We start from the raw sequence: 23,220 nt of genomic DNA, 5'->3' as shown, positions 1-23,220 counted from the left end.
CCCTATCGTCGCGGCGAGCTTTTACAGTACAGAGGTACTATGAAAGTGGGTCAGACAGGAAGGGGGCACGATGCCGAAGCGTGTTGACCATGCCCAGCGCCGGGCGTACATCGCTGATGCCCTGGTCCGGGTGGCCGCGCGGGACGGACTGCATGCGGTGACCATGCGTGCGGTCGCGGCAGAAGCGGGCATGTCCTTGAACCTGGTGCAGTACTACTTCGACACCAAGGCCCAGTTGATGCACGCCGCTCTGCAGCACCTTGAGCAGCAGAGCCACGAGCGGTGGTCGGTGCGGCTTGAGAGCCTGGATGATCCGGGTTCGGCTCGCGCCTGTCTGGAAGCGTTGGTCGACGAAGCCCTGCCGGTCGACGCCGACAGCCACACCTTCCGGCTCGTGTGGACGTCTTACGCGGTACTGGCCATGACCGACCCCGAACTGGCGGAGCAGCCCTTCATCGAAGGGCCGAACCGTCTTGAGCGACAGCTCACCAGCATCCTGGCCACGGCTCAGGCGGCGGGGGAAATCGCGGCATATCTGGATGTCTCCGCCGAGGCCGCGCGTCTGCTGAGTCTCAGTCACGGTGTCGGGATCAGCGTGCTGGTCGGGCAGCGGTCGGCGGCACAAGCCCGGTACGTGATGCGCTACCACCTCTCCCGCTTGTTCAACGACCCCACTCCGCCCGAGGCCCCTGGCCAGCGCTCGACGGCAGGTTCCTGACCGGTGCCGGCTCGGAGACGGGACGCCCTGCCGTGCGCCGTTCGGTGGCGCTCTGGAGTGGACTGCCCCGCTTGACGGACAGGAGAAGCTCAGTGACCACCCATACCAGGAATTTGCGGGACTTTCCCTTCGTGCCCGCCTCCGAGCTGCACGTGGAACCGGCCTTCGCGCAATTACGGCAGAAGGAGCCCATCAGCCGCGTCCGCCTCCCGTACGGGGGTGAGGCATGGCTGGTCACGCGTTATCAGGACATCAAGACCGTGCTGGGTGATCCACGGTTCAGTCGTGCCGCCACGCAGCACGCCGAGGCACCGCGGATCCAGCGTGACCCGGCGGGTGAAGGCGTGCTGATGTCGCTGGATCCCCCGGACCACACGCGCTTGCGCAAAACGGTCGCGGGTGTCTTCACCAAGCGCAGGGTGGAAGAGCTGCGGCCCGCCACGCAGAGGATCGCCGGGGAGTTGCTGGAGGCGATGGACGCCTCGGGTGCGCTGGCCGATCTGGTCGCGTCGTACGCGCTGCCACTGCCCGTCACGGTGATCTGCGACCTGCTGGGTGTACCCGGGGGCGACCGTGATCAGCTGCTGGGCTGGTCCGATGCTCTGCTGTCCACCACGGCCTGCGCGTCCGCTGAATCGGCGTCGGTCGTGCAGGCCATGGCCGACTACTTCGCCGCCCTGGTGAGCCGACGGCGCCGCGAGCCGACCGATGACCTGCTCGGGGCTCTGGTGCAGATGTGGGACCGGGAGGAGGGGCGGCTTCGGGACGAGGAGCTGGTCCTTCTGGCCCGTGATCTGCTCATCGCCGGCCATGAGACCACGGCGAGCCAGATCGCCAACTGCACCTACCTGCTGCTCCAACGCCCGCATGACATGGACCGCTTGCGCGCGGATCCGTCGGTGATGGCGTCGGCGGTGGAGGAGCTGCTGCGGTTCATCCCGCTGGGCTCGGGCAGTTTCCGGGCCAGGGTCGCCACCGAGCCGGTGGAACTGTGCGGGGTGAGGATTCAGCCCGGCGAGACCGTGTTCGCCCCCACTGTGGCGGCCAACTGGGATCCGGACGTTTTCGCCGATCCCGGCCGCCTCGATGTCGGCAGGTCGCCCAACCCGCACGTCGCCTTTGGGCACGGTGTGCACCACTGCCTGGGTGCGCAGTTGGCCAGGCTGGAGCTCCAGGTGGCGCTGGGTGTTCTGCTGTGCCGTCTGCCGCACCTCCGACTGGCCGTCGACGAAGCGGAGATCGTGTGGAAGACGGGCACGCAGGTCGGTGGGCCGAAGACCCTGATGGTGAAGTGGTGACCGGGGCGTCTGCGGCTGCCGGCCGTTGGCGGCTGGCGGCGGACGCGGCATTGTGCATCGGATCGGGCGCGTGTGCTGGTTCCTCCGCCCATTTCCGGATGAAGCAGAACGGCCATGCCGAGCCGTGCGAGGACGTCATCGTCGCCGATGACACGGCACGGGACGCCGCAGAATGCTGCCCGGTGGAGGCCATCACGGTGTCCGACACCAGCACTGGCGAGTTGATCGCGCCCGCGTGAGCCGGGGGGAAACGGTCGCCCCTTCGGCATCATACCCCCACCTGCCCCACCGGTCATGGAGGAACCGTCCCTCGGCTGCGGCCGCTTCACGTGGAGCACCGAGGGGTTCAGGGGTGACCTTGGGCGGGCCGTGAGGCTGCCTTGCTTGGGCGTGGAGCGACGGGCGGTTCAGTGAATCCGGTGCGGCACTCAGTCGGCCTGCCCGGTCGCGAACCGGATGCCGTCGGCGTGCCGCGCCTGTCCGCTGGCATGGGCAGGCGGTCTGTGCAGCCCGTCGACGCCACCGATCCTCCGGCCGCAAAGGGAACTTCATGACCTTCGTCATAGAGCTCGACATGAACGTCACGCTCGACCAACTTGAGGACGCGGCGCGACAGCGCACGCCCGTGGAGCTGTCCGCACCCGTCCGCTCCCGAGTCCGCGCCTCGCGCGACGTGCTGGAGAAGTTCGTGCAGGACGAACGTGTCATCTACGGGGTCAACACCAGCATGGGGGGCTTCGTCGACCACCTCGTCCCGGTGTCCCAGGCCCGGCAGCTCCAGGAGAACCTGATCAACGCAGTCGCCACCAACGTGGGGACATATCTGGACGACACGACTGGCCGGACCATCATGCTGTCCCGCATCGTGTCGCTGGCGCGCGGGAACTCCGCGATCACCCCAGCGAATCTGGACAAGCTGGTGACCGTGCTCAACTCCGGGATCGTGCCATGCGTCCCGGAGAAGGGCTCCCTGGGCACCAGCGGTGACCTCGGCCCGCTGGCCGCGATCGCCCTGGTGTGCGCGGGGCAGTGGAAGGCCCGCTACAACGGACAGATCATGCCCGGTCGGCAGGCCCTGTCCGAGGCCGGCATCGAGCCGATGGAGCTGAGCTACAAGGACGGCCTGGCCCTGATCAACGGCACGTCGGGCATGGTCGGCCTGGGCACCGTGGTTTTCCAGGCCGCCCGTCGGCTCGTGGACCGCTACCTGCAGGTCTCTGCGTTGTCGGTCGAGGGCCTGGCAGGCATGACGAAACCTTTCGACCCTCGTGTGCACGGGGTCAAGCCGCACCGCGGGCAGCGTCAGGTGGCGTCGCGTCTGTGGGAGGGGCTGGCCGACTCGCACCTGGCGGTCAACGAACTCGACACCGAGCAGACCCTGGCCGCAGAGATGGGTACGGTCGCCAAGGCCGGTTCGCTGGCGATCGAAGATGCCTACTCCATCAGGTGCACGCCGCAGATCCTGGGGCCCGTGCTCGACGTGCTGGAGCGGATCGGGGCGACCGTGCAGGACGAGCTGAACTCCTCCAACGACAACCCGATCGTCCTGCCGGAGGAGGCGGAGGTGTTTCACAACGGACACTTCCACGGCCAGTACGTGGCCATGGCCATGGACCATCTCAACATGGCCCTGGCCACCGTGACCAATCTCGCCAACCGGCGAGTGGACCGCTTCCTGGACAAGAGCAACAGCAACGGGCTGCCCGCCTTCCTGTGCCGGGAAGACCCGGGACTGCGCCTGGGCCTGATGGGCGGCCAGTTCATGACCGCGTCCATCACCGCGGAGACCCGCACCCTGACCATCCCGATGTCGGTGCAGTCCCTCACGAGCACAGCGGACTTCCAGGACATCGTGTCCTTCGGATTCGTCGCCGCCCGCCGCGCCCGGGAGGTGCTCACCAACGCCGCCTACGTGGTGGCCTTCGAGCTGCTGTGTGCCTGCCAGGCCGTCGACATCCGCGGCGCGGACAAACTGTCCTCCTTCACCCGCCCGCTGTACGAGCGCACCCGCAAGATCGTGCCGTTCCTCGACCGGGACGAGACCATCACCGACTACGTCGAGAAGCTGGCGGCCGACCTGATCGCGGGCGAGTCCGTCGACACTGCCGTGGCGGCCTGCTGAAGCCGTAGCCGGAAGGGAGACACGACATGACCACCACATTGGCCGAACAGGCGGTTGCGGACTTCGTCCAGGAATGGAGTACGGCCGAAGAGCGGGAAGACCACCGGGCGCTGGACGATCTGCTCGCGAAGGACTTCGTCGGCGTCGGGCCCCGGGGCTTCGTGCGCAGCCGCGAGGAGTGGCTGGCCCGCTACAGCACGGGTACCGTGCGCAACGTGTTGTTCGCGGTGAGCGACCTGCGCATCCGCTGCTACGGGGAGACGGCCGTCGTGGTGGCGGCCCAGACCCAGCGGAGCGTGAACGGTGATGCCGACGCCAGCGGTGCGTTCCGCTTCACCCTTGTCGTCGTCCGCCAGGACGGGCGGTTGCAGCTCGCCGGCCTGCACCTGAGCCCGAACGCCGCCCCGGCAGGCGCCTGAGCCCCTGCCGGAACGTCATCGGCTCCGGCCACCCCACGCTGGTCACACGGCGTGGGCGGCCGGAGCATCCGCTTCTACTGTCTGCTGTGCGCGCAGGGCGAACCGCTGGACCTTGCCCGTAGACGTCTTGGGCAGGTCCGCAGCGAACTCGACCAGGTGTGGGAACTGATGACTGGCCAGACGGTCCTTGCACCACTGCCGCAGATGCCGGGCCAATGTGTCGTTGCCCTGGCAGCCGTCGCGCAGCACGATGAACGCCTTGATCCGGGTGAGGCGGTCGGTGTCCACGCCGACGACCGCTGCCTGGGCTACATCCGGGTGCCGCTGAAGGGCGGTCTCGATCGCGGCAGGAGCAACCCATAGCCCGGAGACCTTCATCATGTCGTCGGCACGTCCCTCGTACCAGTAGAAGCCGTCCTCGTCGCGGCGATATCGGTCGCCGGTGCGGTACCAGCTTCCCTGCAGCACCGAGCGGGTCTGGTCGGCGCGATGCCAGTACTGGGCCAGCGTGCTGCCGCCCCGCACGAGCATCTCTCCGCTGCCTGCGCCTTCCATATCGCCGCCGTCGGGGTCGACGAGCTTGATCTGGTAGCCGGGCACGGCCTGCCCGGAGGAGCCGGGGCGCAGGGACCGTTCGGTGTTGCTGCAGTAGATGTGCAGCATTTCGGTGGACCCCACGCCGTCCAGGATCGTCAGCCCGTACACCTCGTGCCATCGTTCCCAGACGTGAGCGGGCAGGTTCTCGGCGGCCGAGATGCACAGCCGGATGGACGACATGTCCCGAGAGCCGGCGCCAGGCGAGCGGGGCATGGCGTTGTACAGGGCCGGGACGGAGAACAGCAGCGTGGGACGCGCGCGTTCGATGGTTTCCAGCACGAGGTGCGGTGCCGGAAACCCGGGCAGCAGGACCGAGGTCCCGCCGAACCACAGCGGAAACAACAGGCTGTTGCCCAGGCCGTAGGCGTGGAAGAGCTTGGTGGTGGACAGGTGCACGTCGTCCTGCGTGAGGCCCAGGACTTCGCCCGCGTAGTGCCGACAGGCGGGTGCGATGTCCCGCTGCAGGTGGACCACTCCTTTGGGCCGTCCGGTGGACCCGGAGCTGTACAGCCACAACGCGGGATCCTCGGTGTGCGTGGGCGCGGCGCCCAGGTCGCCCTCGTGTGAGCGGATCAGGTCGCGCATGTGGAGCGTGGCTTCGTCCGGCCCGGCTGGCTCGGTGCTTATCACCATCACGCCGGCCTCCAGCAGAGCGGGCGCGAGCTCCTCGTACCGGTCCGCTTCGATCACAGCAGCCCGGGCGTAACTGTCCTGAGCGTAGAAACGGATCTGTTCTGGGCTGGTTTGATAGTTGATCGGAACCGGGATGGCGCCGATGCGGCTGGCGCCGAGGAAGGCGGTGAAGAACGCCGGGGTGTCGTCCAGGACGAGCAGGACGCGCTGTTCACGCTGGATGCCAAGCGCGCGCAGGGCTCGGCCCATCGCGCACATGCTCCGGTACAGCTCGCCGTAGCTGACGTGTCCGTGGGGGCCGTAGAGGGCGGCTTTGTCGCTCAGGCCGGTGTCGAGGTGGTGGTCGATGAGGGTGGAGAGGTTGAAGCGGTCGATGGTCATGTCGGCTCCTGTTCAAGGGGGTGTGGAGCTGATCGGCCCCCGGGTGTGGCCCTGCCCCGGTCGCGGCGTTGGCCGGGAGCCGGGGCAGGGCGGCGTGGTGGTGTCAGGGGTTGATCGGGGGGATGTTCTGGTTGAGGCGGAACAGGTTGGTCGGGTCGTACTTGGTCTTGACGGTCTGCAGCCGTTCGAACTTGGCGGCCCCGTAGGAGTCCCGCGTGCGGTCCGCCTCGCCCGGGTTCATGAAGTTGACGTAGCCGCCGGAAAGGTGGCCGGCCAGGGCCTGGTAGCCCTCGCGAGCCCAGGCGGTGTGGCGGGCGTCCTCGGTGGGGTCCGTCCAGGCGGCGGCCAGGTTGGTCACGAACGGCGACTGGCGGTTGGGGTAGGCGGTGGCGTCGTCGGAGACGCGCGCCACGGCTCCGCCCAGGTAGAGCAGTTCGAGCTGGGTGAACGGGGAGGCGATGTCGGCGGCGTGTTCCAGAACCGTGTCGATGGCTGCGTCGCTCAGTTCGTTCAGGTAGCCGCTCTTGGTGTAGATGCGGTCGGGGACGACGGCGCCGGGGAAGGAGTATGCCTGCAGGGCCCGGTAGGGCAAGGTCACCTTGGTCAGGCCGTGGGGCTTGCCGACGTGGAGGATGGACTCGAGCTGCCGCTCACCCTCGTGCGGATCCCCGATCCAGCAGCTCATGGCGCAGATCACCGGCTTGCCGTGCATGTCTGCAGGCAGTTCGGGCAGCGGTGGTGCCAGGCGCAGATACAGGGCCCAGGTCAGTTCGTCGGGGGCGGTGGCCATGTGGTCGCGCCAGGCCTGGATGACCTGGGGTCCTTCGTCCAGTGAGTAGTAGGTGCTGGCGAAGCGGACGGGCCCGACCCGGTGGAGGTCGAACTCGAATGCTGTCACTACGCCGAAGTTGCCGCCGCCGCCCCGGACGGCCCAGAACAGGTCGGGGTTCTCGGTGTCGCTCGCGGTGAGGACTGCGCCGTCCGCGGTGACGATCTCCACGGAGGTGAGGTTGTCGATGGACAGGCCGTACTTGCGGCTCAGCCAGCCGAACCCGCCGCCGAGGACGAGTCCCCCCAATCCGGTGTGGGAGACCACGCCGGCGGGGGTGGCGAGCATGTGGGCCTGGGTGGCGGTGTCGAACGCCCCCAGCAGGCAGCCGCCCTGGGCTCGCGCGTGCCGCAGACGGCGGCTGACCTTGACGCTGTTCATCAAGGAGAGATCGATGACGATCCCGCCGTCGCATACCGAGTGCCCGGCCATGCTGTGTCCTCCGCCGCGGACCGCGACCAGCAGGCCGCTCTTGCGGGCGAAGCTCACCGCGGCGACCACATCCGAGGTGCTGGTGCAGCGGGCGATCAGCGCGGGGCGCCGGTCGATCGTGCCGTTCCAGATGCGGCGCGCCTCGTCGTAGTCGGCGTCGCTCGGCCAGATCAACTCCCCCCTGAACGCCGCGCTGAACGCGGCCAGGGTGGCAGGGTCGAGCTGTGGGAACTGCATGCTTGTCCCTTTCTGCGGCGCCACGGCGGGCGCTTGACGGGGTGGCAGCTGGGGCGTCAGAAGTCCGGCGTCAGCGGGTCGCATCCGTAGAGGGCGAGCTGTGTCAGGGCGGCCCGTACGGCTTCGATGTCGGCGTCCGGCTCGCCCGCGCGGGTCGGCAGCAGGGCGAGGGCTGTCGCCGCGCCGCGGGCGACCGCGGGCGTGCGCCGTGCCAGGGCGGTCAGGCTCTGTCCGGGGCCTGCTTCGATCAAGAGGTGAGGGCCACTGCTCAGCAGATGCTCGAGGGTGGGGCCGAACAGGACCGGCTCGGCGGGCTGACCGGTCCAGAACTGCCAGTCGGTGGCGAGCTCGTCGGCAAGTTCCTGCCCGGTGTAGGCGGAGTAGAGGGTGGTGTGCGGCGGGTGGAGGTGCGGACGGGTGAGGGAGCCCGCGTGGGCCGTGACGACGTCGCGCATCACCGGGTGGTGGAAGGGCTGCAGGGCGCGGGCGCGGGAACAGGTGATACCGGCACCGCGGAGGGCGGCTTCCACGTCGGCCAGGGCCTCTTCCGGGGCGGAGAGCAGTACCTGGCGCGGTGCGTTGACGGCGCCGATGACCACGCCTGGCACCAGGTGGGCTTCGACCTCCATGGGGCTGGCGGCCACGGCCAGCATGCCGCCGCGCGGGGCGTGCTGGTAGACGCCGATGTATTCGGACAGGTAGCGCAGGCCGCAGTCGAAGGAGAACACGCCAGCCAGGGTGGCGGCGGCCAGTTCCCCCACGCTGTGGCCCAGCAGGACATCGGGGCGCAGACCCGACTCGATGAGCATGGTGCCCATCGCGCAGTTGACCGCGTACAGGAGGGGCTGGGCGTAGGAGATGTCGTCGAAGGCCGTGGGCGGCGTGGCCGCGAGCCATCCTTCGCGCAGGGTGCGTCCGGCCGGTCCGAAGGCGTCGAAGGCGTGGTCCATCGTGGAGGTGAAGGACTTGGAGACGCCGTAGAGGCCGGCGGCCATGCGGGAGTGCTGTGCCCCTTGGCCGGGGAAGGTGAGAACGACTCTGGGGCGCGGCGGACAGGGGTATGGGGTGGGGGCATCCATCAGCTGGCTCCTGCGGTGCAAAAGGGGCGGGAGGAGGGCGGACGGGTGCCTCAGTTCCTGCTGGCGGGGACGTTGACGTACTCGAGGACGGCGCGCGGTGTCTTCAGGTCCCGGATGACGTCCTCCGGGATGTCGATGTTGTAGCGGTGCTTGAGCTGGGCGGAGGTCTCCAGCAGGACCAGGGAGTCGTAGCCGAGGAGCTCGAACTCGCGGTCGAGGATGTCGTCGCCCTGGGCGAGGGCCTGCTCGTCGCCGGAGCGCTCGCTGAGGATCTGCAGGAGCTGGTCGATGTTGAGCATGTGGAACGGTCCCTTCTCAACGGGTGGGAACACGGGGAGTGGTGGTTTCAGGGGGTGTGCTCGACGATGACGGCCGAGTTGAAGCCGCCGGCGCCGCGCGCGAGGACCAGGGCCCTCGACAGGGGGCACGTGCGTGGGTTGTCGCGGACGAGGTCGATCTGGTAGTCGTCGACGACGTCGGTGACGTTGACGGCCGGTGGGATGACGTTGTCGCGCAGCGCGAGCAGGGCGCACACCACGTCAAGTGGTCCTCCGCCGGCCATCAGTCGGCCGACCATGGTCTTGGGCGCGCAGACGGGGACGCCGTACGGGCCGAAGACGGAGCGCAGGGCATCGGCTTCCTGGGCGTCGAGGTCGGCGACGCCTGCCGCGTCGGCGACGACGAGGTCGATGGCGTCGGGCTGCAGCCCCGCATCCGCCAGGGCCAGGTCAACGGCGCGCCGCAGACCGGAAGGCCGTTGCGTCTCGGGGGCGGGGTCGAAAGTCGCCGCGTAGCCGGTGATCTTTCCGTAGGGACGTCGGTCGGTGCGTCCTCGCGCCGATTCGGCGTCCTCCATGACGAAGAGGGCACCGCCTTCTCCCGGCACATAGCCGCAGGCCTGCTGGTCGAACGGCAGGTAGGCGGTGGCGGGGTCGGTGGCCGTGCTGACGGCGCCGGAGGCGAGGTGTGACACCCAGCCCCATGGGTCGAAGGAGGACTCGACACCGCCGGTGACCATCAGGCGGCTGCGGCCGCGGGTGATCGTGCGGCGGGCGTGCCCGATGGCATCGAGGCCGCCTGCCTGTTCGGCGACGACCACGCCGCCCGGGCCGCGCATCTTGTGCCGGATGGAGATCTGGCCGGTGTTGACGGCGTAGAACCATGCAAAGCACTGGTAGACGCTGACGCGGTCGGGGCCTTGCGTCCACAGGCGCTGCATCTCGCGGTGGGAGAACTCGAAGCCGCCGGTCGCGTTCGAGGTGACGACACCGCACTCGTAGGTGCCGAGTTCGGCGATGTCGACCTGGGCATCCTCCAGTGCACGGTCGGCAGCGACCAGAGCGAGCCGGGTGACGCGGTCGGTCTGCGGCAGCAGCCGCCCGGGCAGGTGCTCCTTGGCCTCGAAGCCGGTGATCTGCCCGGCGAGGCGTGCGGTGTACGGCGAGGGGTCGAACTCCTGCAGCGGGGCGATGCCCTGGGTGCCGGCCAGGGTGGCGTTCCAGTACTCCTTGACGCTCAGGCCGGTGGGCGCGGTCACACCCATCCCGGTGATCACGACGTCGGTGCTCATGCGCGGCCTCCTCGCCACTTCTCCAAGACCATGGCGCTCTGGAACCCGCCGAACCCGCTGCCCACGGTGAGGACGACGTCAAGGTCCACGTCACGTGCCTCAAGGGGGACGTAGTCCAGGTCGCAGTCCGGGTCGGGCTCATGGAGGTTCGCGGTGGGGGGCACCACTCCGTTGCGGATGGCCAGCGCGCAGGTGGCGACCTCGATCGCCCCGATCGCGCCGAGAGAGTGCCCGATCATCGACTTGATGGAGCTGACCGGGACGTTGTAGGCGTGCTCGCCCAGGGCCTTCTTGAACGCCTCGGTTTCATGAAGATCGTTCTGCTTGGTGCCCGAGCCGTGGGCATTGACGTACCCGACGGCCGTGGGGTCGGTGCGGGCCTCGTCCAGGGCGGTCGTGATGGCGCGGGCCATCTCGTTGCCGTCCCGGGACAGGCCCGTCATGTGGTAAGCGTTCGAATGCGCGGCGTATCCGGTGATGGTGCCGTAGATGTCGGCTCCGCGTCGCCAGGCATGTTCGCTGTCCTCCAGGACCAGCATGGCCGCGCCCTCGGCGATGGCGAATCCGTCCCGGGTGCGGTCGAAGGGGCGCGGGGCGTGTTCGGGATCGTCGTTACGGCGGGTGGTGGCCTTGATCGCGTCGAAGCAGGCCACGGCGATCGGGGTGATGGGAGCATCGGTGGCGCCGGCGACCATCACGTCGGCGCTGCCCTCCTGGATGAGCTGGCAGGCATGGCCCAGGGCGTCGATGCCTGAAGTGCAGCCGGCCGAGATGACCGACACCGGTCCTTCGGCACCGGCCGCCCAGGCGGTCTCGCGGGCGAGGGAAGCAGGTACGAAGTAGTCGAAGAGGTGGGGGGACTGGTAGTTCTGGTCGACCAGCCACTGGCGTCCCTCGTCGGACAGCACGACGTACTCGTTCTCGATGCTCGTGGCGGATCCCACCGCGTTGCCCACGCTCACACCGATACGGCCGGGGTCGATACCCGTGCCGGAGGTGATCCCGGCTTCCGCCACCGCCCGTCTGGCGCAGGCCACGGCCAGCAGGCTGGCCCGGTCCAGACGCCGGACCTCGCGGCGGGTGAACCCGCAGGCCAGCGGATCCAGATCGACTTCTCCCGCCACCTGGGATCGGAAGGGTGTGGGGTCGAATGCCGTGATCCTGCGGATCGCGCTGCGTCCCGCTGTGATCATCTTCCAGAAGCCCTCGGTATCCGTCGAACCGGGTGCGAGGACGCTCAGGCCAGTTATGACTACGTGTCGGCTCACACCTTGAGACCTTGCGGGGTGCTGCTCCAGCGGCAGTTAACAGCCACTCATTCTCTGCTCCAGAGTGCCTTGCTTGGGCGGCAGAGAGTGCCTTGCCCGGGCGTGGACCGGCCCTGCACCGCCGGCATGGAGCCTCGTCGTCGGGCCGGTCCGTTCCGGCCACCCCGACGAAGGGAGAAAGTCTCGCCATGCCCGCACACACCGAATCCACAAGCGTCGCCCTGGTTACGGGCGGCACGAGCGGCATTGGTCTGTCGATCGCACAGGCCCTGCTGCAGGACGGGCTGAAGGTCGTCATCACCGGCCGCGACCCCGGGAAGCTGGATACGGTCGTCAGGTCGCTGACGATGGAGGACGACCACTTCGACGTGGCCGGCTACACCTGCGACGTACGGGACCGCGACGCGGTCCACGACATGGTGGAACGGTGCGCCAAGGAGCACGGCGAGCCAAAAGTCCTGGTCAACAACGCCGGCCGCAGCGGTGGCGGCGTGACCGCCGCGATCCCCGACGAGTTGTGGCTGGACGTCATCAACACCAACCTCAACAGCGTCTTCTGGGTGACCCGCGAGGTCATCCGGAGCAGCGATGCGATCAAGCAGCCGACCGGGCGGATCATCAACATCGCTTCCACCGGCGGCAAGCAGGGCGTCCCGTACGGGGCCCCGTATTCGGCGGCCAAGGCCGGTGTCATCGGCTTCACCAAGGCACTCGCCAAGGAGTTCGCCGCCCACGGCGGCCCCACCGTGAACGCGGTATGCCCCGGCTACGTGGAAACGCCCATGGCCCAGGACATCCGCGCCAGTTACGCCAAGCTCAACAACGTCACCGAGGAGCAGGTCCTTGCCGACTTCGAGGCGAAGATCCCCCTCGGCCGCTACTCCACCCCCGAAGAGGTGGCCGGCATGGTGCGCTACCTGGTCAGTCCGGTAGCCGCGTCGGTGACCGCCCAGGCACTCAACGTCTGTGGCGGGCTGGGCAGTTACTGACGCTTCGACGGGAAGAGGGACACGCGCATGACCATCGATGCATCCCCCGAGTCCTCCGCCTTCGGCTTCGAGGGCCAGACCTACTACGAACACCGGCGGCTGCGCCTGTACGACGCAGTGGTCGTCCACGCGTCAAACCGGCTGCTGTGGCGCTGCCCGAAGTCACGGCTGCTCGACCACTACAACGACTGGATCACCTCCCGCCACCTGGAGATCGGCCCCGGTTCGGGCTACTACTTGGACCACTGCCGCTTCCCCGCAGGCAAACCTGAACTATCCCTGCTCGACCTCAACCCCGACCCGCTCAAGTTCGCCGCTCACCGCCTGCGCCGCTACACCCCGCGCTGCGTGCAGGCGGACATCCTGGAACCCCTGCCCGATCTCGTCGGCAGCGGCTTCACATCCATCGCCTACAACTACGTGATGCACTGCCTGCCCGAGCCACCGGGCGGCAAGAAGATCGTCTTCAAGCACCTGCGCGAGGCGCTCGCGCCCGGCGGCGTCCTCTTCGGCAGCACTGTCCTGTCCCAGGGTGTGGAACACACCGCCCTCTCCCGCCGCTTCAACATCCTCTACCAGCGCCAGGGTTCTTTCCACAACCAGCACGACAGCGTGCACGGACTGCACCAGGCCCTGGACGAACACTTCGCCAGCCACTGGATCGAGGTACGCGGCAGCGTTGCACTCTTCGCGGCCCGCGCATCGGAGACCACTACGCCCCGCCGCTCCGGAGTATCCATGGACCCCGATGAGTGAGGAGAAGCGCATGACGGCCGGGGCCACCTACCGTGATGCGGCCATCCCCCTGACGGCGCTGTGGACCTCGCCCTTCGCGCGGTGGGGAGGTGCCTTGGCCCACATCTCCAGCCTCGACCTGGCCGTGGCCGCCACCAGCCGGGCACTGTCGGAGCGCGGCATCGACCGCAACGCCATCGAGGGCCTGGTACTGGGCTGGACCGTGCCGCAGCCCGCCATCTTCTACGGAGCCACCACACTCGCGGCCCGACTGGGCATGCCCCAGGTCTTTGGACCGATGCTCAACCAAGCTTGCGCCACCTCTGTCGCGGCCCTGCACCAGGCCGCCGCAGCGGTGGGCACAGGAATCGGACCGCAACTGATCGTCACCACCGACCGCACCAGCAACGGCCCGGACCTGTCCTGGCCCTCACCTTCCGGTTCCGAGCAGAGACCAGTACGCGAGAACTGGGTACGCGACAGCTTCTCCCGGGATCCCGTTACCGGACAGAGCATGCTCGCCACGGCCGAAGCCGTCGCGGCCGAGTGCGGCTTCACCCGCGACGACCTGGATGTCCTCGCCGTCCTGCGCTCCGAGCAATACACCGCCGCGCTCAGCGACGACCGCGCCTTCCAGCGTGACTTCATGGTCGGCATCGAGATCGAACGGGACGAACTCGGCACCGTAGGACTCCTGGCCGACGAAGGCGTGCGGCCGGTCACGGCCGACAGCGCCGGTCGACTTCCGACGGTCCTCCCCGGCGGCGTCCACACCGCCGCCACGCAAACTCATCCTGCGGACGGCACAGCGGGGGCCCTGGTGACAACGACACCGCGCGCCCGTGAGGTCGCCGACCGCGGTCCGATCGTGCGCCTGGTCGCATCCGGCTTCGCGCGAGTGGAGCCGGCCCGCATGCCCAAGGCTCTCGTTCCGGCCGCACAGGCGGCGCTGCACGCCGCCGGGCTGAAGATCGACGCGATGGATGGCATCAGCACCCACAACCCCTTCGCGGTGAACGACCTGTACTTCGCCCGGGAAACCGGGGTGGCACTGGAGGCCATGAACGCGTCCGGCTGCAGCCTTCTCTTCGGACACCCCCAAGGCCCGACCGGGCTGCGGACGGTCACGGAACTCGCACACGTGCTGAGGGCACGAGGCGGCGGGCTGGGGCTGTTCACCGGGTGCGCCGCAGGCGACACCGCGGCAGCACTGATCATCGAAGTGACCGACTGACCCGGCCTCCTGGTGCCCAGTGCTGGGCATGCGAGGGGACACACCCCGAGCGGGCTGTGGTGAAGGAGGCTTTCGGCCTTCACCACAGCCCGTTCGGGGTGTGCATCGGCGGCCCCCTTCGAGGTACGGTCCCCGGCCGTCCCCGAGCGGCGGTCACCTCCCGTGGCCAGCCAGCACCATGGCGATGCCGACCTGGGCAATGCCGCTTTCCTGGACCTGCCGTACGGCCGCGGCCTCGCGCGCCATGGACGTTTCCACGGCACGCAGCGAGGGCCGCATCAGCCGCAGATGTGCGGCCGTGGACGAACCCGGCTGCGTCCACCGGTGGATCAGCCGGATGGCGGCGGGGATGAGATCCTCCGGCTCGACGATGCCGTCGAGGAGACCGAGGTCCAGTGCCTGGGAGGCGCTGAGCCCGGCGCTGTTCATGATCAGGTGCAGGGCCCTGGGTGCGCCGGCGAGGCGGGGTAAGAACAGGCTCGCGGCATTGGACACGGTGAGCCCGACACCGGTCTCCGGCCATGAGATCGCGGCCTGGGCGGTGGCGATGCGGGCGTCGAAGCTCAGCGCCATCTCGCCGGCGCCGCCGACGGCGATGCCGTTGAGGGCGGCAACGACCGGGACTTCGGTGATGAGAGCGGCACGGGTGATGTCGTTGAACAGCTTCATCTCCGCCAGCAGATCGAGCTCTGAGGCGGCGGCTTCGCGCAGGTCCATTCCGGCAGAGAAGGCTTTCCCCCGGCCGGTGATCACCACTCCGCGAGCCTGGCTGCCGTCGCCGTAGTGGCGCAGCAGCTCGGCCAGGTCCCGGCGCATGTCGCGAGTCAGGGCGTTGAGTTTCGCCGGACGGCTCATAGCGATCACAGCAACGCCGCTGTCGACCGTGATGGTCAGGTCGGCGGAGCTCAGCAACGGCGGTACGTCGCTCATACCCACGCGTCCACCGCAGCGTCGAACGCACCGGTGCGCTGGTCTTCCCCGGGACGAAGCAGCTGGCGCTTCTGGATACGGGCGGAGGGAGTCATAGGGAAGGAGCCGACGAATTCGACGTAGGCAGGAACCTTGAATTTCGCGAGGTGGCGGCGGGTGTGCGCGAGGATACTGCGAGCCGTTGCCGTGGTGGGGCGGTAGCCGGGACGCAGCTGCAGGAAGGCTTTGGGCAGCTCACCGAAGAGCTCGTCGGGGATCCCGACGACGGCAGCGGCCAGGACTGCCGGATGAGCTTCGAGGACGCTCTCGACCTCGGCCGCTGCGATGTTCTCCCCACCGCGCCGGATCATGTCCTTCAGCCGTCCGGCGTGAACCACGCTCCCGGCCGCCTCGGCACGTCCGAGGTCGCCGGTGTGGTACCAGCCGCCGCGGAACGCCCGCTCGGTACTATCCGGGTTGTTCCAGTAACCCTTCATGATGGGCCTTCCCCGCACCAGAATCTCGCCGGTCTGCCCAGGCTGGACATGGCACTGCTGTTCGTCGGCGACAATGACCTCCTTGCCGGCCGGCGGATACCCCATCGCCCCGCTGCCCACGGTGGCCTCCTCACCAGGCGGCATGATCAAGTCCAACCCGCTCTCGGTGGAGCCGTACACCTCGCGCCAGGTTGCGCCCCAGCGGTCCTCGAACGCACAGTGCAGGTCGCGCGGGATGCCCGAGCACAAGACCAGCCGCATCGCGTGATCGCGGTCTCCCGAGTGGGACGGCTGCTTGTACAGCAGCATGGGCATGCTGCCCAGCACGTAGGTCAGCGTGGCCCGGTGCTGGCGGACGGAGTGCCAGAAGCCGGAGGCGGAGAACCGCGGTAGTACCACCAGCGGAACGCCGCCCATCAGGCACATCACGGCTTTCCACTGGGGATCCATGTAGGAGAACGCCTGGGCCGTCAGCACGACGTCGTCCGGGCGCAGGCCGGAGTGGACAGCAATCATCCACGCCGTGCGCAGCCAGTAGTCGTGGCTGAGCATGCAGGCTTTCGGAAAGCCTGTGGTGCCGGAGGTGTACTGGAAGTTGACGGTGTCGTCCGCGTGAGCCGACAGGCCGGGACCGTCCACCGGCCGGTCGCCGATGCCGGCCTCCAGTTCGCGTAGCGTCTGGACCGCACAGGGGTGCCCGATGCCGCCGCTCACGTCACGGGCCAAGCGCACGCAGCCTGGAGAGGCCAGAACCAGCACGGCCTGAGAGTCTTTCAAAACGTGAGCGAGGTCCGTGGAGCCGAAGCGGGTGTTGACCGGCACCGTGATGGCACCGGCCTTGATGGCCGCGAACCAGCTCAACGGCCAGTCCGCCACATTGTCCATCATGATCGCTACGCGGTCACCCGGTTTGACACCTTGGGCGATCAGCGCCTGCGCCAACCGGTCGGTGCGGGTGTCGGTCTCGGAGAAGCTGAGCGTTTTGTCGCCGCATCGGAGGAATTCCTTGTCGCCGTGCAGCAACGCGGCATCTTCGATGAGTTCGCCGATGGTTTTCCAGCCCGGTCCTGCTTCGGGGCACCGAGCGTCGATCACAGACTGTGTTGCGGCCTGAGGGGCCGGTTCCATGTTGCTGGCCTCCGTCGCATCAGGCGGTGGCCCTTGCCACCGGTCTCCACTGGACAGGGCACCACCGGCAACTTGAGGGTCAAGCAAGGCAGCATCACGGGCTGCTCTCGTCCACCGCCTTGCCCTGGCCGAGCTTGTCTCTTTACCCGGCTTGGAGAAGCAGCCCTCACCGTGACTACGGCAAGAGTTGACCAGACCCGAGCGGAGGAGAGTGCCTTGACCCAGGCCCCGCACAAGCCGGAGGAGACCGCGGTGTCCGCGGCGTTGTTCGCAGAGATTCAGCAGTTCTACGGGCGCCACATGCGGGCCATGGACGAAGGCCGGGTGGCCGATTGGACCGACGACTTCACGCATGACGCGATCTTCGCCACCAACGCCCGCCCCGAGCCCCAGCGCGGGCGGGCCGAGATCGCCCAAAACGCGGAGGCCGCAGCGCGCCGGCTGCAGGAGAAGGGCATCCTGCGCCGCCACTGCGTCACCACCATGGAGCTCCAGCAAGCAACGGGGTTGACGCTCCTGGCCAAGACCTATGCCCTGATCACCAAGACGGTGGTGGGCGGCCGGTCGGAGCTGGAGTTCGTGTGCACCTGCGAGGACGTGCTGGCCCGGCACGAGGACCGATGGTTCATCCGGCACCGTCAGGTGTTCCGGGACGATCTCCCTAAGGGCTGAGACGACAAGGTCCCAGAACCCTCGGCCGGCACGATGCGGCGACCAGGCGCTCAGCCGCCACTGCGCCTCACACCTTCCAGGGGCCGGCCGTCGGCCACGGGACCTGCAGAAGAACCGGATCGGTGGTCGTGTGCAGGAACGGAACCCGCTCAGCAGTGTCCAGTCGAGGGTCTGCGGACAGAATCGCCTGCTGCAGCATTTGCAGCTCGGGGTCCAGTCCAAGCTCGGTCACGAGGGACTGCCGCAGCTGGTTGAACACCTTCAGCGCCTGCGGACGTCTGCCACAACGGTAGAGTGCGAGCATCAGCTGACGGTGAAATCCTTCGTGCTGCGGACGCTGCGAAGCCAGCCCGCTCAGTTCGCTCAGCACCTCATGATGGCGTCCCAGTTCGAGTTCCGCTTCGATTCTGGTTTCCTGGACCCCGATACGGCTCTCTTCCAGCCTGACAATCTCGGCCTCAAGGTGTATCCCACGCCGAACATTTGCGAGGGGCGGCGCTGCAAAAATATGGAGCGCGGCGCGAAACTGCTCGACAGTAGCCGAACTGTCGCCTGCTTGAAAGGCTTGCTGGCCGACCAGGCGATGCCGTTCGTAGCGTTGCAGGTCCACTTTCTCCGATGGGACGCGGAATTCATAGCCGTTCGGCGTGGTGACCAGGATTTGCTTCGGGGATTCACCTGGGCGGATCTTCATCAACAGTTGCCGCAACTGGAACACGTACGTCTGCAACGCACTGAGCGCGCTCCGAGGAGGCTGCTCGGCCCACAGCTCTTCGATCAGTACATCCGTGCTGACCATTCTGTTTGCGTTGACCAGTAACAAGGCAAGGACCTGCCTGGCCTTGGGGGCGCTCGGTGTCCGGCGCTCATCGCCGACCTTCAGCGCCACATGCCCGAGAACTTCGACGTCCACAGCTCTTTCCCTCCGTTACTCTTTGGATTTACCGCACAGCAGGCAGCGAGATGGTTTCGCATGTAAGTCCTTGGTCAGTTGACACGTGTGTGTCTCACGCGGCCGTGCACGACGCATGAAACCTGCTCGCATTACCGACCGCTGAGGCGCCATCGCCGCAGCGCGACACAAAGGTGCGACCTCTGCATATGCCCGAACGTATCCGTACGGTAATTTCGGGGTCAAGGGCTCAGGAAGCGAAACCGGCCACGCCGCGACCCTGCATTCCACTTCCCCTTCGACGCCCCCAGGAGCCTCTCCGTGCCTGCACTCGAGAGTGTGACACCCGCCGCGCCACCTATCCCTTCCCTCTCGTAAGGGTAGAGTCCAGCGCCGGTGTGAGCCCTCCCCGCGCCGGGCGCGCGACGGCGTGTGTCGCGGACGTGCGCCGCGCCCCGGCGGCGCCTACCGCGGAAACCTCGTGCGCGTCCTGCGGCCGCCGTCGATCAGGTAAAGGCCTGCTTTGACTCCGCTCCCGACAAGCAACGTCGGGCCAGGTCAGAGCCGTGCCACTCATGCAGCATCCGCACCTGCCGCCGAGGGGAGGCGTGATGGCAGGTCAGTTCAGGAACATGACGCAGCTTGTCCGATTACAGATGCAACAGCCAGTCGCGCGCGTCCAAATGGCGTGGGTCGTGGGCTGCGACCGCGAATCGCACACCTTCTGCCACGTCGAGCCGGCAGGACCGGATTCATCAATCGTGAGCCGGAACTTGCGCAGAGGGCCCTCCGGAAGCAGTCTGCTCACTTGCCGCCCGAGCTCGGACATCCGCATTCATCCGGTCACGCAGCGTGGCGGCAAAGTCCTCGGCCATCGCCAGTCGCGCGCGCAGGGTCTCGCACCGCGCGTCGGCCACCTTGCGGTACGCGTCAAGTCGCTCACGAAGTCGCTCACGCTCCAGAGGCGCGGGCGGATCATCCTGGGCACCGAGCCGGTCAGTGATCTCCAGCAGATCACGCATCTCCTCGAGGGAGAAATCCAGCGGCTTCATGCGCCGAATCACCATGAGTCGACTGACGTCGGCCTCTGTGTAGAGACGGAAGCCGCCCTTGCTGCGGGCGGAGGGGACGATGAGGCCGACTTCTTCGTAGTGCCGGATCGTGCGCAACGACAATCCTGTCCGCTCCGCGACCTCGCCGATCTGCATGTGCCGCTCTTGCGCCATACCGCCCCGGATCCTCTCTACCGCCCCGCCAACCTGCACACGCGCGAACCGCACCAGGGTAGCTGCAGACGAGAGTGACACGGAGGTTCAGAGTCCACAGCTCACCCCGCCGGTCACGGTGAGCTGGGAAACGATCTTGAAGCGCCTGGGAACGCTGCCCCAGCTAGCGGTATTAAAGCCCAGACCAGGGTAATTGTGTCGGTTGGCCACCGGGTCAACCGACCGAATGGAGCCGGTCAAAGCGACACTTTGTCGCTTTGACCGGATTTGTTGTCGTGGTGTACGCGATCTGGCCCTCTGCGGGTCAGGCCTCGCGGGCGCCCTCGTACATTCCGTCGATGACCTGGGCGTACTCACGCTCCACGACGGGCCGCTTGACCTTGAGACTCGGGGTGAGTTCGCCGTGCTCGATATCGAGATCGCGCGGGAGTACGGCGAACTTCTTGACCGTCTGCCACCGCTGCAGATCGCCGTTGACCCGCTGGACGAAGCCGTCGATCAGCTCGTGGACCTGCGGTGAGGAGACGATCTCGGCATACGGGAGGTCGCCGAGTTCCTGGGTCGCCGCCCACGACGTGATCGCTTCTTCGTCCAGGGCGATCAGGGCGGAGCAGAAGTTGCGGCCGTCGCCGATGACCAGAATGTTGCTGACGAACGGACAGATCGCCTTGAAGCGCCCCTCGATCTCGGTGGGCGCCACGTACTTGCCGCCCGAGGTCTTGAACACGTCCTTCTTGCGGTCGGTGATCCGGACGTAACCGTCCTTGTCCACCTCCCCGATGTCGCCGGTGCGGAACCAGCCGTCGCTCTCCAGCACCTCCGCGGTCTTCTCCGGAAGATTGTGGTAGCCGCGCATGACGCCGGGGCCTCGCAGCAGGACCTCGCCGTCCTCTGCTATACGGACCTCGGTGCCGGGCAGCGGCTTGCCGACCGTGCCGACCCGGTAGTCGTCGGCGGGGTTGACGGTGCAGGCGGCGCTGGTCTCGGTGAGGCCGTAGCCCTCAAGGACGGGCACACCCGCGCCGGCGAAGAAGTAGCCGATGTCGGGGGCGAGGGCGGCGCTGCCCGAGACGCTGCCGCGCAGGTTGCCCCCGAAGGCCGCGCGGATCTTGCCGTACACGAGCTTGTCGGCGACGGCGTGCCGCACGGCGAGCGGCAGGGGCACCCTGCGCCGTCCGGTCGCCGCCCTGCTGTCCTGTTCCGTCCGGGCGTAGTCGCGGGCGACCTTCGCCGCCCAGAGGAAGATCTTGTACTTGGCTCCTCCCTCGGCTCGTGCCCGGCCCGCGATCCCGTTGTAGACCTTCTCGAAGATCCGCGGCGCCGACGCCATCATGGTGGGCCGGACGGCGGGCAGGTTGGTGATGATCCGGTCGATCCGCCCGTCCACCGCCATCACATGGCCGGTCCTGACCTGGCCGGAGACCAGGGCCTTGCCGAACACGTGGGACAGCGGCAGCCACAGGAACTGCACGTCGTCGGAGCGCAGCAGCCCGCTGGCCTCCTGGGCGACCCCCTGGTACGACCAGCAGTCGTGCACCAGGCGCACGCCCTTGGGGCGGCCCGTCGTGCCCGAGGTGTAGATCAGGGTGGCGAGCTGTTCCCGCTCGATGGCCCGGACCGTCTCCTCGACCGCGTCCGGGTGCTCGTCCAGGTACGCCGTGCCCCGCTTCTCCAGCTCGGCGAGGGAGAGCACCTCCAGCCCCTCCACCCGAGGGAGGTCCGCCCCGGGATCGAAGAGGATCGCGTGGCCGAGCCCGGGCAGGCGGTCGATGTCGGAGGCGATCTTGTCCAGCTGGACCGCGTTCTCGACGAAGATCGCCCGGCTGCCGGAGTCGGAGAGGATGTAGACCGTCTCGTCGGCATGGGTGCTGGGGTAGACGGCGGTGGTGGCGGCGCCCGCGCACATCGCGCCCAGGTCGGCCAGGATCCACTCCACCCGGGTGGAGGAGGAGATCGCCACCCGCTCCTCGGGCCGCACCCCCAGGGCCAGCAGGCCGGCCGCGATCGCATGGACGCGTTCGGCGGTCTGCGCCCAGGTCAGCGAGTGCCACTGCTCGGCGCCGGCAGCGCCGTCGGCTTCCGGCACGGGATAGCGGTAGGCCTCCTGGCCGGGTGTGGCTTCGACCCGTGAGAGGAAGAGATGCGCCACGGAAACCGGGCGGTTGTCGACAAGGGACTGCGCGGAACTCACATTGACCTCCGGGCCCGGGGGCGCCCATATTCGAGTGATTTACTGACAGGTAACTAGCTGGCAGGCGGTGGTCACACTATGGGGAAGTCCGCCTCCGCGTAAGGGGCCGGCAGCCGACCGGACCGGCCGGGGTGGCCGCGATCCCGGTCAGAGGCTGAGCACGAGCTTGCCGCGGACCTGCCCGGTCCTGCTGATCAGCTGCGCTTCGGCCGCCTTCTCCAGGGGCAGGACGTCCTGGACCTCGACGCGGACCGCTCCCGAGTCGATGAGCTGCCCGACGCGGCGCAGCGCCTCGCCGTCCGGAGCGACGATGACGCGTCGCCCCGTGACACCCGCGACGCGGTACGCCTCGTCGATCGGTTCCGGCAGGGTGATGAGCACGCCGCCCGGACCCAGCAGTCGCCACGACTCCTGCTGCGTCCGGCCGCCGACGGTGTCGATGACGACGTCGACCGGTTCGATGGCGTGCGGGTGGTCCGCCGTGCGGTCCAGGGGCTCGTCGACGCCGATCCGGCGCAGGAAACCGAGGTTGCGCGGCGAGGCGGTGGCCGCGACACGCGCCCCGCGAGCCTTGGCGAGCTGAACGGCGAAGTGGCCGACCCCACCCGCGCCACCGTGGACCAGGACGCGCTGACCGGCGGTCAGCTGTGCGGCGTCGAGAGACTGCCAGGCGGTCAGGGCCGCCAGCGGGACGGCCGCCGCTTGCGCGAACGACAGCTCGACGGGCTTGGGGGCCACGGCCGCGACCGGCAGGACGGCGAACTCCTGATAGGCGCCGGCGTACGGCAGGGGCAGCATGCCGTACACCTCGTCACCGACAGCCGGTCCGTCGGCCGTCGTCGTCGCGACGACCGTCCCCGCCACATCCCAGCCCATGCCCAGGGGGAAGGGGCGGTCCGTGCCGACTGCTCCCTCACGGAACTTCCAGTCGACGGGGTTCACCCCGGCGGCCCGCACCTTGATCAGGAGCTGCCCGTCCGCGGGGGCCGGTACCGGCTGCTCGGTCAGTTCCAGGACGCTTTCGTCGCCGTGACGGGAGAAGGTTACTGCTCGCATGACCGGTGCTCCAGGGGGGCGGGAACGAGCCGACACCGCTGGCGGCGACGACCGTGCGCGGTGCGCACTGAGCTCAACCGTGGACCGGGAGGACCCTGCCGACCAGTA

At 68.2% G+C, this 23,220-nt stretch carries 21 protein-coding genes; 9 read left to right on the top strand and 12 right to left on the bottom strand.

Annotated features, from left to right (window positions below; translation table 11 throughout):
• Nucleotides 1-70: 70 nt before the first annotated feature.
• The 5 genes from IG90_RS0129275 to IG90_RS0129255 all read left to right on the top strand — a co-directional run bounded on the left by IG90_RS0129275 (nucleotide 71) and on the right by IG90_RS0129255 (nucleotide 4,557).
• On the top strand, nucleotides 71-718 hold the full coding sequence (locus IG90_RS0129275; RefSeq protein ID WP_051860302.1) for a TetR/AcrR family transcriptional regulator: 648 nt from the start codon (nucleotides 71-73) through the stop codon (nucleotides 716-718).
• Between the two features lie 92 nt (nucleotides 719-810).
• Nucleotides 811-2,016 (top strand): cytochrome P450, encoded by a 1,206-nt coding sequence (locus tag IG90_RS0129270; RefSeq protein WP_030590933.1) that lies wholly within the window; start codon nucleotides 811-813, stop codon nucleotides 2,014-2,016.
• Nucleotides 2,017-2,114: 98 nt separating this feature from the next.
• Nucleotides 2,115-2,255, top strand: coding sequence for a hypothetical protein (locus IG90_RS46190; protein WP_233436112.1), 141 nt, complete (start codon nucleotides 2,115-2,117; stop codon nucleotides 2,253-2,255).
• 311 nt (nucleotides 2,256-2,566) lie between these two features.
• The gene (locus tag IG90_RS0129260) at nucleotides 2,567-4,138 is read left to right on the top strand and encodes a phenylalanine aminomutase (D-beta-phenylalanine forming) (RefSeq protein WP_030590926.1); all 1,572 of its coding nucleotides are present in this window, start codon (nucleotides 2,567-2,569) and stop codon (nucleotides 4,136-4,138) included.
• Between the two features lie 26 nt (nucleotides 4,139-4,164).
• A complete protein-coding gene (locus tag IG90_RS0129255) occupies nucleotides 4,165-4,557 on the top strand; it encodes a nuclear transport factor 2 family protein (RefSeq protein ID WP_030590922.1) in 393 nt (130 codons plus the stop codon).
• A gap of 42 nt (nucleotides 4,558-4,599) precedes the next feature.
• On the opposite strand, the gene IG90_RS0129250 is transcribed toward IG90_RS0129255, so the two are convergent.
• The 6 genes from IG90_RS0129250 to IG90_RS0129225 all read right to left on the bottom strand — a co-directional run bounded on the left by IG90_RS0129250 (nucleotide 4,600) and on the right by IG90_RS0129225 (nucleotide 11,583).
• Nucleotides 4,600-6,168: a benzoate-CoA ligase family protein gene (locus IG90_RS0129250; protein WP_033894738.1), complete on the bottom strand. Its 1,569-nt coding sequence runs from the start codon at nucleotides 6,166-6,168 to the stop codon at nucleotides 4,600-4,602.
• A 103-nt stretch (nucleotides 6,169-6,271) separates the two neighbouring features.
• A complete protein-coding gene (locus IG90_RS0129245; RefSeq protein WP_030590916.1) occupies nucleotides 6,272-7,666 on the bottom strand; it encodes an FAD-binding oxidoreductase in 1,395 nt (464 codons plus the stop codon).
• A 56-nt stretch (nucleotides 7,667-7,722) separates the two neighbouring features.
• Nucleotides 7,723-8,745 (bottom strand): acyltransferase domain-containing protein, encoded by a 1,023-nt coding sequence (locus tag IG90_RS0129240; RefSeq protein ID WP_078585451.1) that lies wholly within the window; start codon nucleotides 8,743-8,745, stop codon nucleotides 7,723-7,725.
• Between the two features lie 50 nt (nucleotides 8,746-8,795).
• Nucleotides 8,796-9,044, bottom strand: a complete 249-nt coding sequence (locus IG90_RS0129235; protein WP_030590910.1) for an acyl carrier protein — start codon at nucleotides 9,042-9,044, stop codon at nucleotides 8,796-8,798.
• A 47-nt stretch (nucleotides 9,045-9,091) separates the two neighbouring features.
• On the bottom strand, nucleotides 9,092-10,315 hold the full coding sequence (locus IG90_RS0129230) for a ketosynthase chain-length factor (RefSeq protein WP_030590908.1): 1,224 nt from the start codon (nucleotides 10,313-10,315) through the stop codon (nucleotides 9,092-9,094).
• Nucleotides 10,312-11,583, bottom strand: coding sequence for a beta-ketoacyl-[acyl-carrier-protein] synthase family protein (locus IG90_RS0129225; protein WP_030590906.1), 1,272 nt, complete (start codon nucleotides 11,581-11,583; stop codon nucleotides 10,312-10,314). Before IG90_RS0129225 ends, IG90_RS0129230 begins: the two co-directional genes overlap by 4 nt.
• Before the next feature lie 188 nt (nucleotides 11,584-11,771).
• Between IG90_RS0129225 and IG90_RS0129220 the strand changes: the two genes are divergently transcribed.
• Genes IG90_RS0129220 through IG90_RS0129210 form a run of 3 tightly spaced genes read left to right on the top strand, consistent with a single transcriptional unit; the run spans nucleotide 11,772 to nucleotide 14,541 of the window.
• Nucleotides 11,772-12,572 (top strand): SDR family NAD(P)-dependent oxidoreductase, encoded by an 801-nt coding sequence (locus IG90_RS0129220; protein ID WP_030590902.1) that lies wholly within the window; start codon nucleotides 11,772-11,774, stop codon nucleotides 12,570-12,572.
• A 27-nt stretch (nucleotides 12,573-12,599) separates the two neighbouring features.
• Entirely contained in the window at nucleotides 12,600-13,328 is a 729-nt protein-coding gene (locus IG90_RS0129215) for a class I SAM-dependent methyltransferase (protein WP_030590899.1), read from the top strand.
• On the top strand, nucleotides 13,321-14,541 hold the full coding sequence (locus IG90_RS0129210; protein ID WP_233436111.1) for a thiolase family protein: 1,221 nt from the start codon (nucleotides 13,321-13,323) through the stop codon (nucleotides 14,539-14,541). The genes IG90_RS0129215 and IG90_RS0129210 overlap by 8 nt, the downstream gene beginning before the upstream one ends.
• A gap of 153 nt (nucleotides 14,542-14,694) precedes the next feature.
• Here IG90_RS0129210 and IG90_RS0129205 read toward each other — a convergent pair whose 3' ends face one another.
• Both IG90_RS0129205 and IG90_RS0129200 read right to left on the bottom strand, forming a co-directional pair.
• Nucleotides 14,695-15,471, bottom strand: coding sequence for an enoyl-CoA hydratase/isomerase family protein (locus tag IG90_RS0129205; protein WP_030590896.1), 777 nt, complete (start codon nucleotides 15,469-15,471; stop codon nucleotides 14,695-14,697).
• Nucleotides 15,468-17,075: a class I adenylate-forming enzyme family protein gene (locus tag IG90_RS0129200; protein ID WP_051860301.1), complete on the bottom strand. Its 1,608-nt coding sequence runs from the start codon at nucleotides 17,073-17,075 to the stop codon at nucleotides 15,468-15,470. Before IG90_RS0129200 ends, IG90_RS0129205 begins: the two co-directional genes overlap by 4 nt.
• A gap of 216 nt (nucleotides 17,076-17,291) precedes the next feature.
• On the opposite strand from IG90_RS0129200, the gene IG90_RS0129195 reads away from it, so the two are divergent.
• Complete coding sequence (locus IG90_RS0129195; protein WP_030590891.1) at nucleotides 17,292-17,747, top strand: nuclear transport factor 2 family protein; 456 nt, start codon at nucleotides 17,292-17,294, stop codon at nucleotides 17,745-17,747.
• Nucleotides 17,748-17,814: 67 nt separating this feature from the next.
• Here the strand turns inward: IG90_RS0129195 and IG90_RS0129190 are convergent, their stop codons facing one another.
• The 4 genes from IG90_RS0129190 to IG90_RS0129175 all read right to left on the bottom strand — a co-directional run bounded on the left by IG90_RS0129190 (nucleotide 17,815) and on the right by IG90_RS0129175 (nucleotide 23,112).
• Nucleotides 17,815-18,660: an AfsR/SARP family transcriptional regulator gene (locus IG90_RS0129190; protein ID WP_051860300.1), complete on the bottom strand. Its 846-nt coding sequence runs from the start codon at nucleotides 18,658-18,660 to the stop codon at nucleotides 17,815-17,817.
• Between the two features lie 734 nt (nucleotides 18,661-19,394).
• The gene (locus IG90_RS0129185) at nucleotides 19,395-19,865 is read right to left on the bottom strand and encodes a MerR family transcriptional regulator (protein ID WP_051860299.1); all 471 of its coding nucleotides are present in this window, start codon (nucleotides 19,863-19,865) and stop codon (nucleotides 19,395-19,397) included.
• Between the two features lie 304 nt (nucleotides 19,866-20,169).
• On the bottom strand, nucleotides 20,170-22,056 hold the full coding sequence (locus tag IG90_RS0129180; RefSeq protein WP_030590884.1) for an AMP-dependent synthetase/ligase: 1,887 nt from the start codon (nucleotides 22,054-22,056) through the stop codon (nucleotides 20,170-20,172).
• Between the two features lie 147 nt (nucleotides 22,057-22,203).
• Entirely contained in the window at nucleotides 22,204-23,112 is a 909-nt protein-coding gene (locus IG90_RS0129175) for an NADP-dependent oxidoreductase (RefSeq protein WP_030590880.1), read from the bottom strand.
• Nucleotides 23,113-23,220: the final 108 nt, after the last annotated feature.

It is taken from the genome of Streptomyces anulatus (assembly GCF_000721175.1).
GTDB classification, from domain to species: Bacteria; Actinomycetota; Actinomycetes; order Streptomycetales; family Streptomycetaceae; genus Streptomyces; species Streptomyces anulatus_C.
This window is presented reverse-complemented; position numbering and strand designations above follow the sequence as displayed.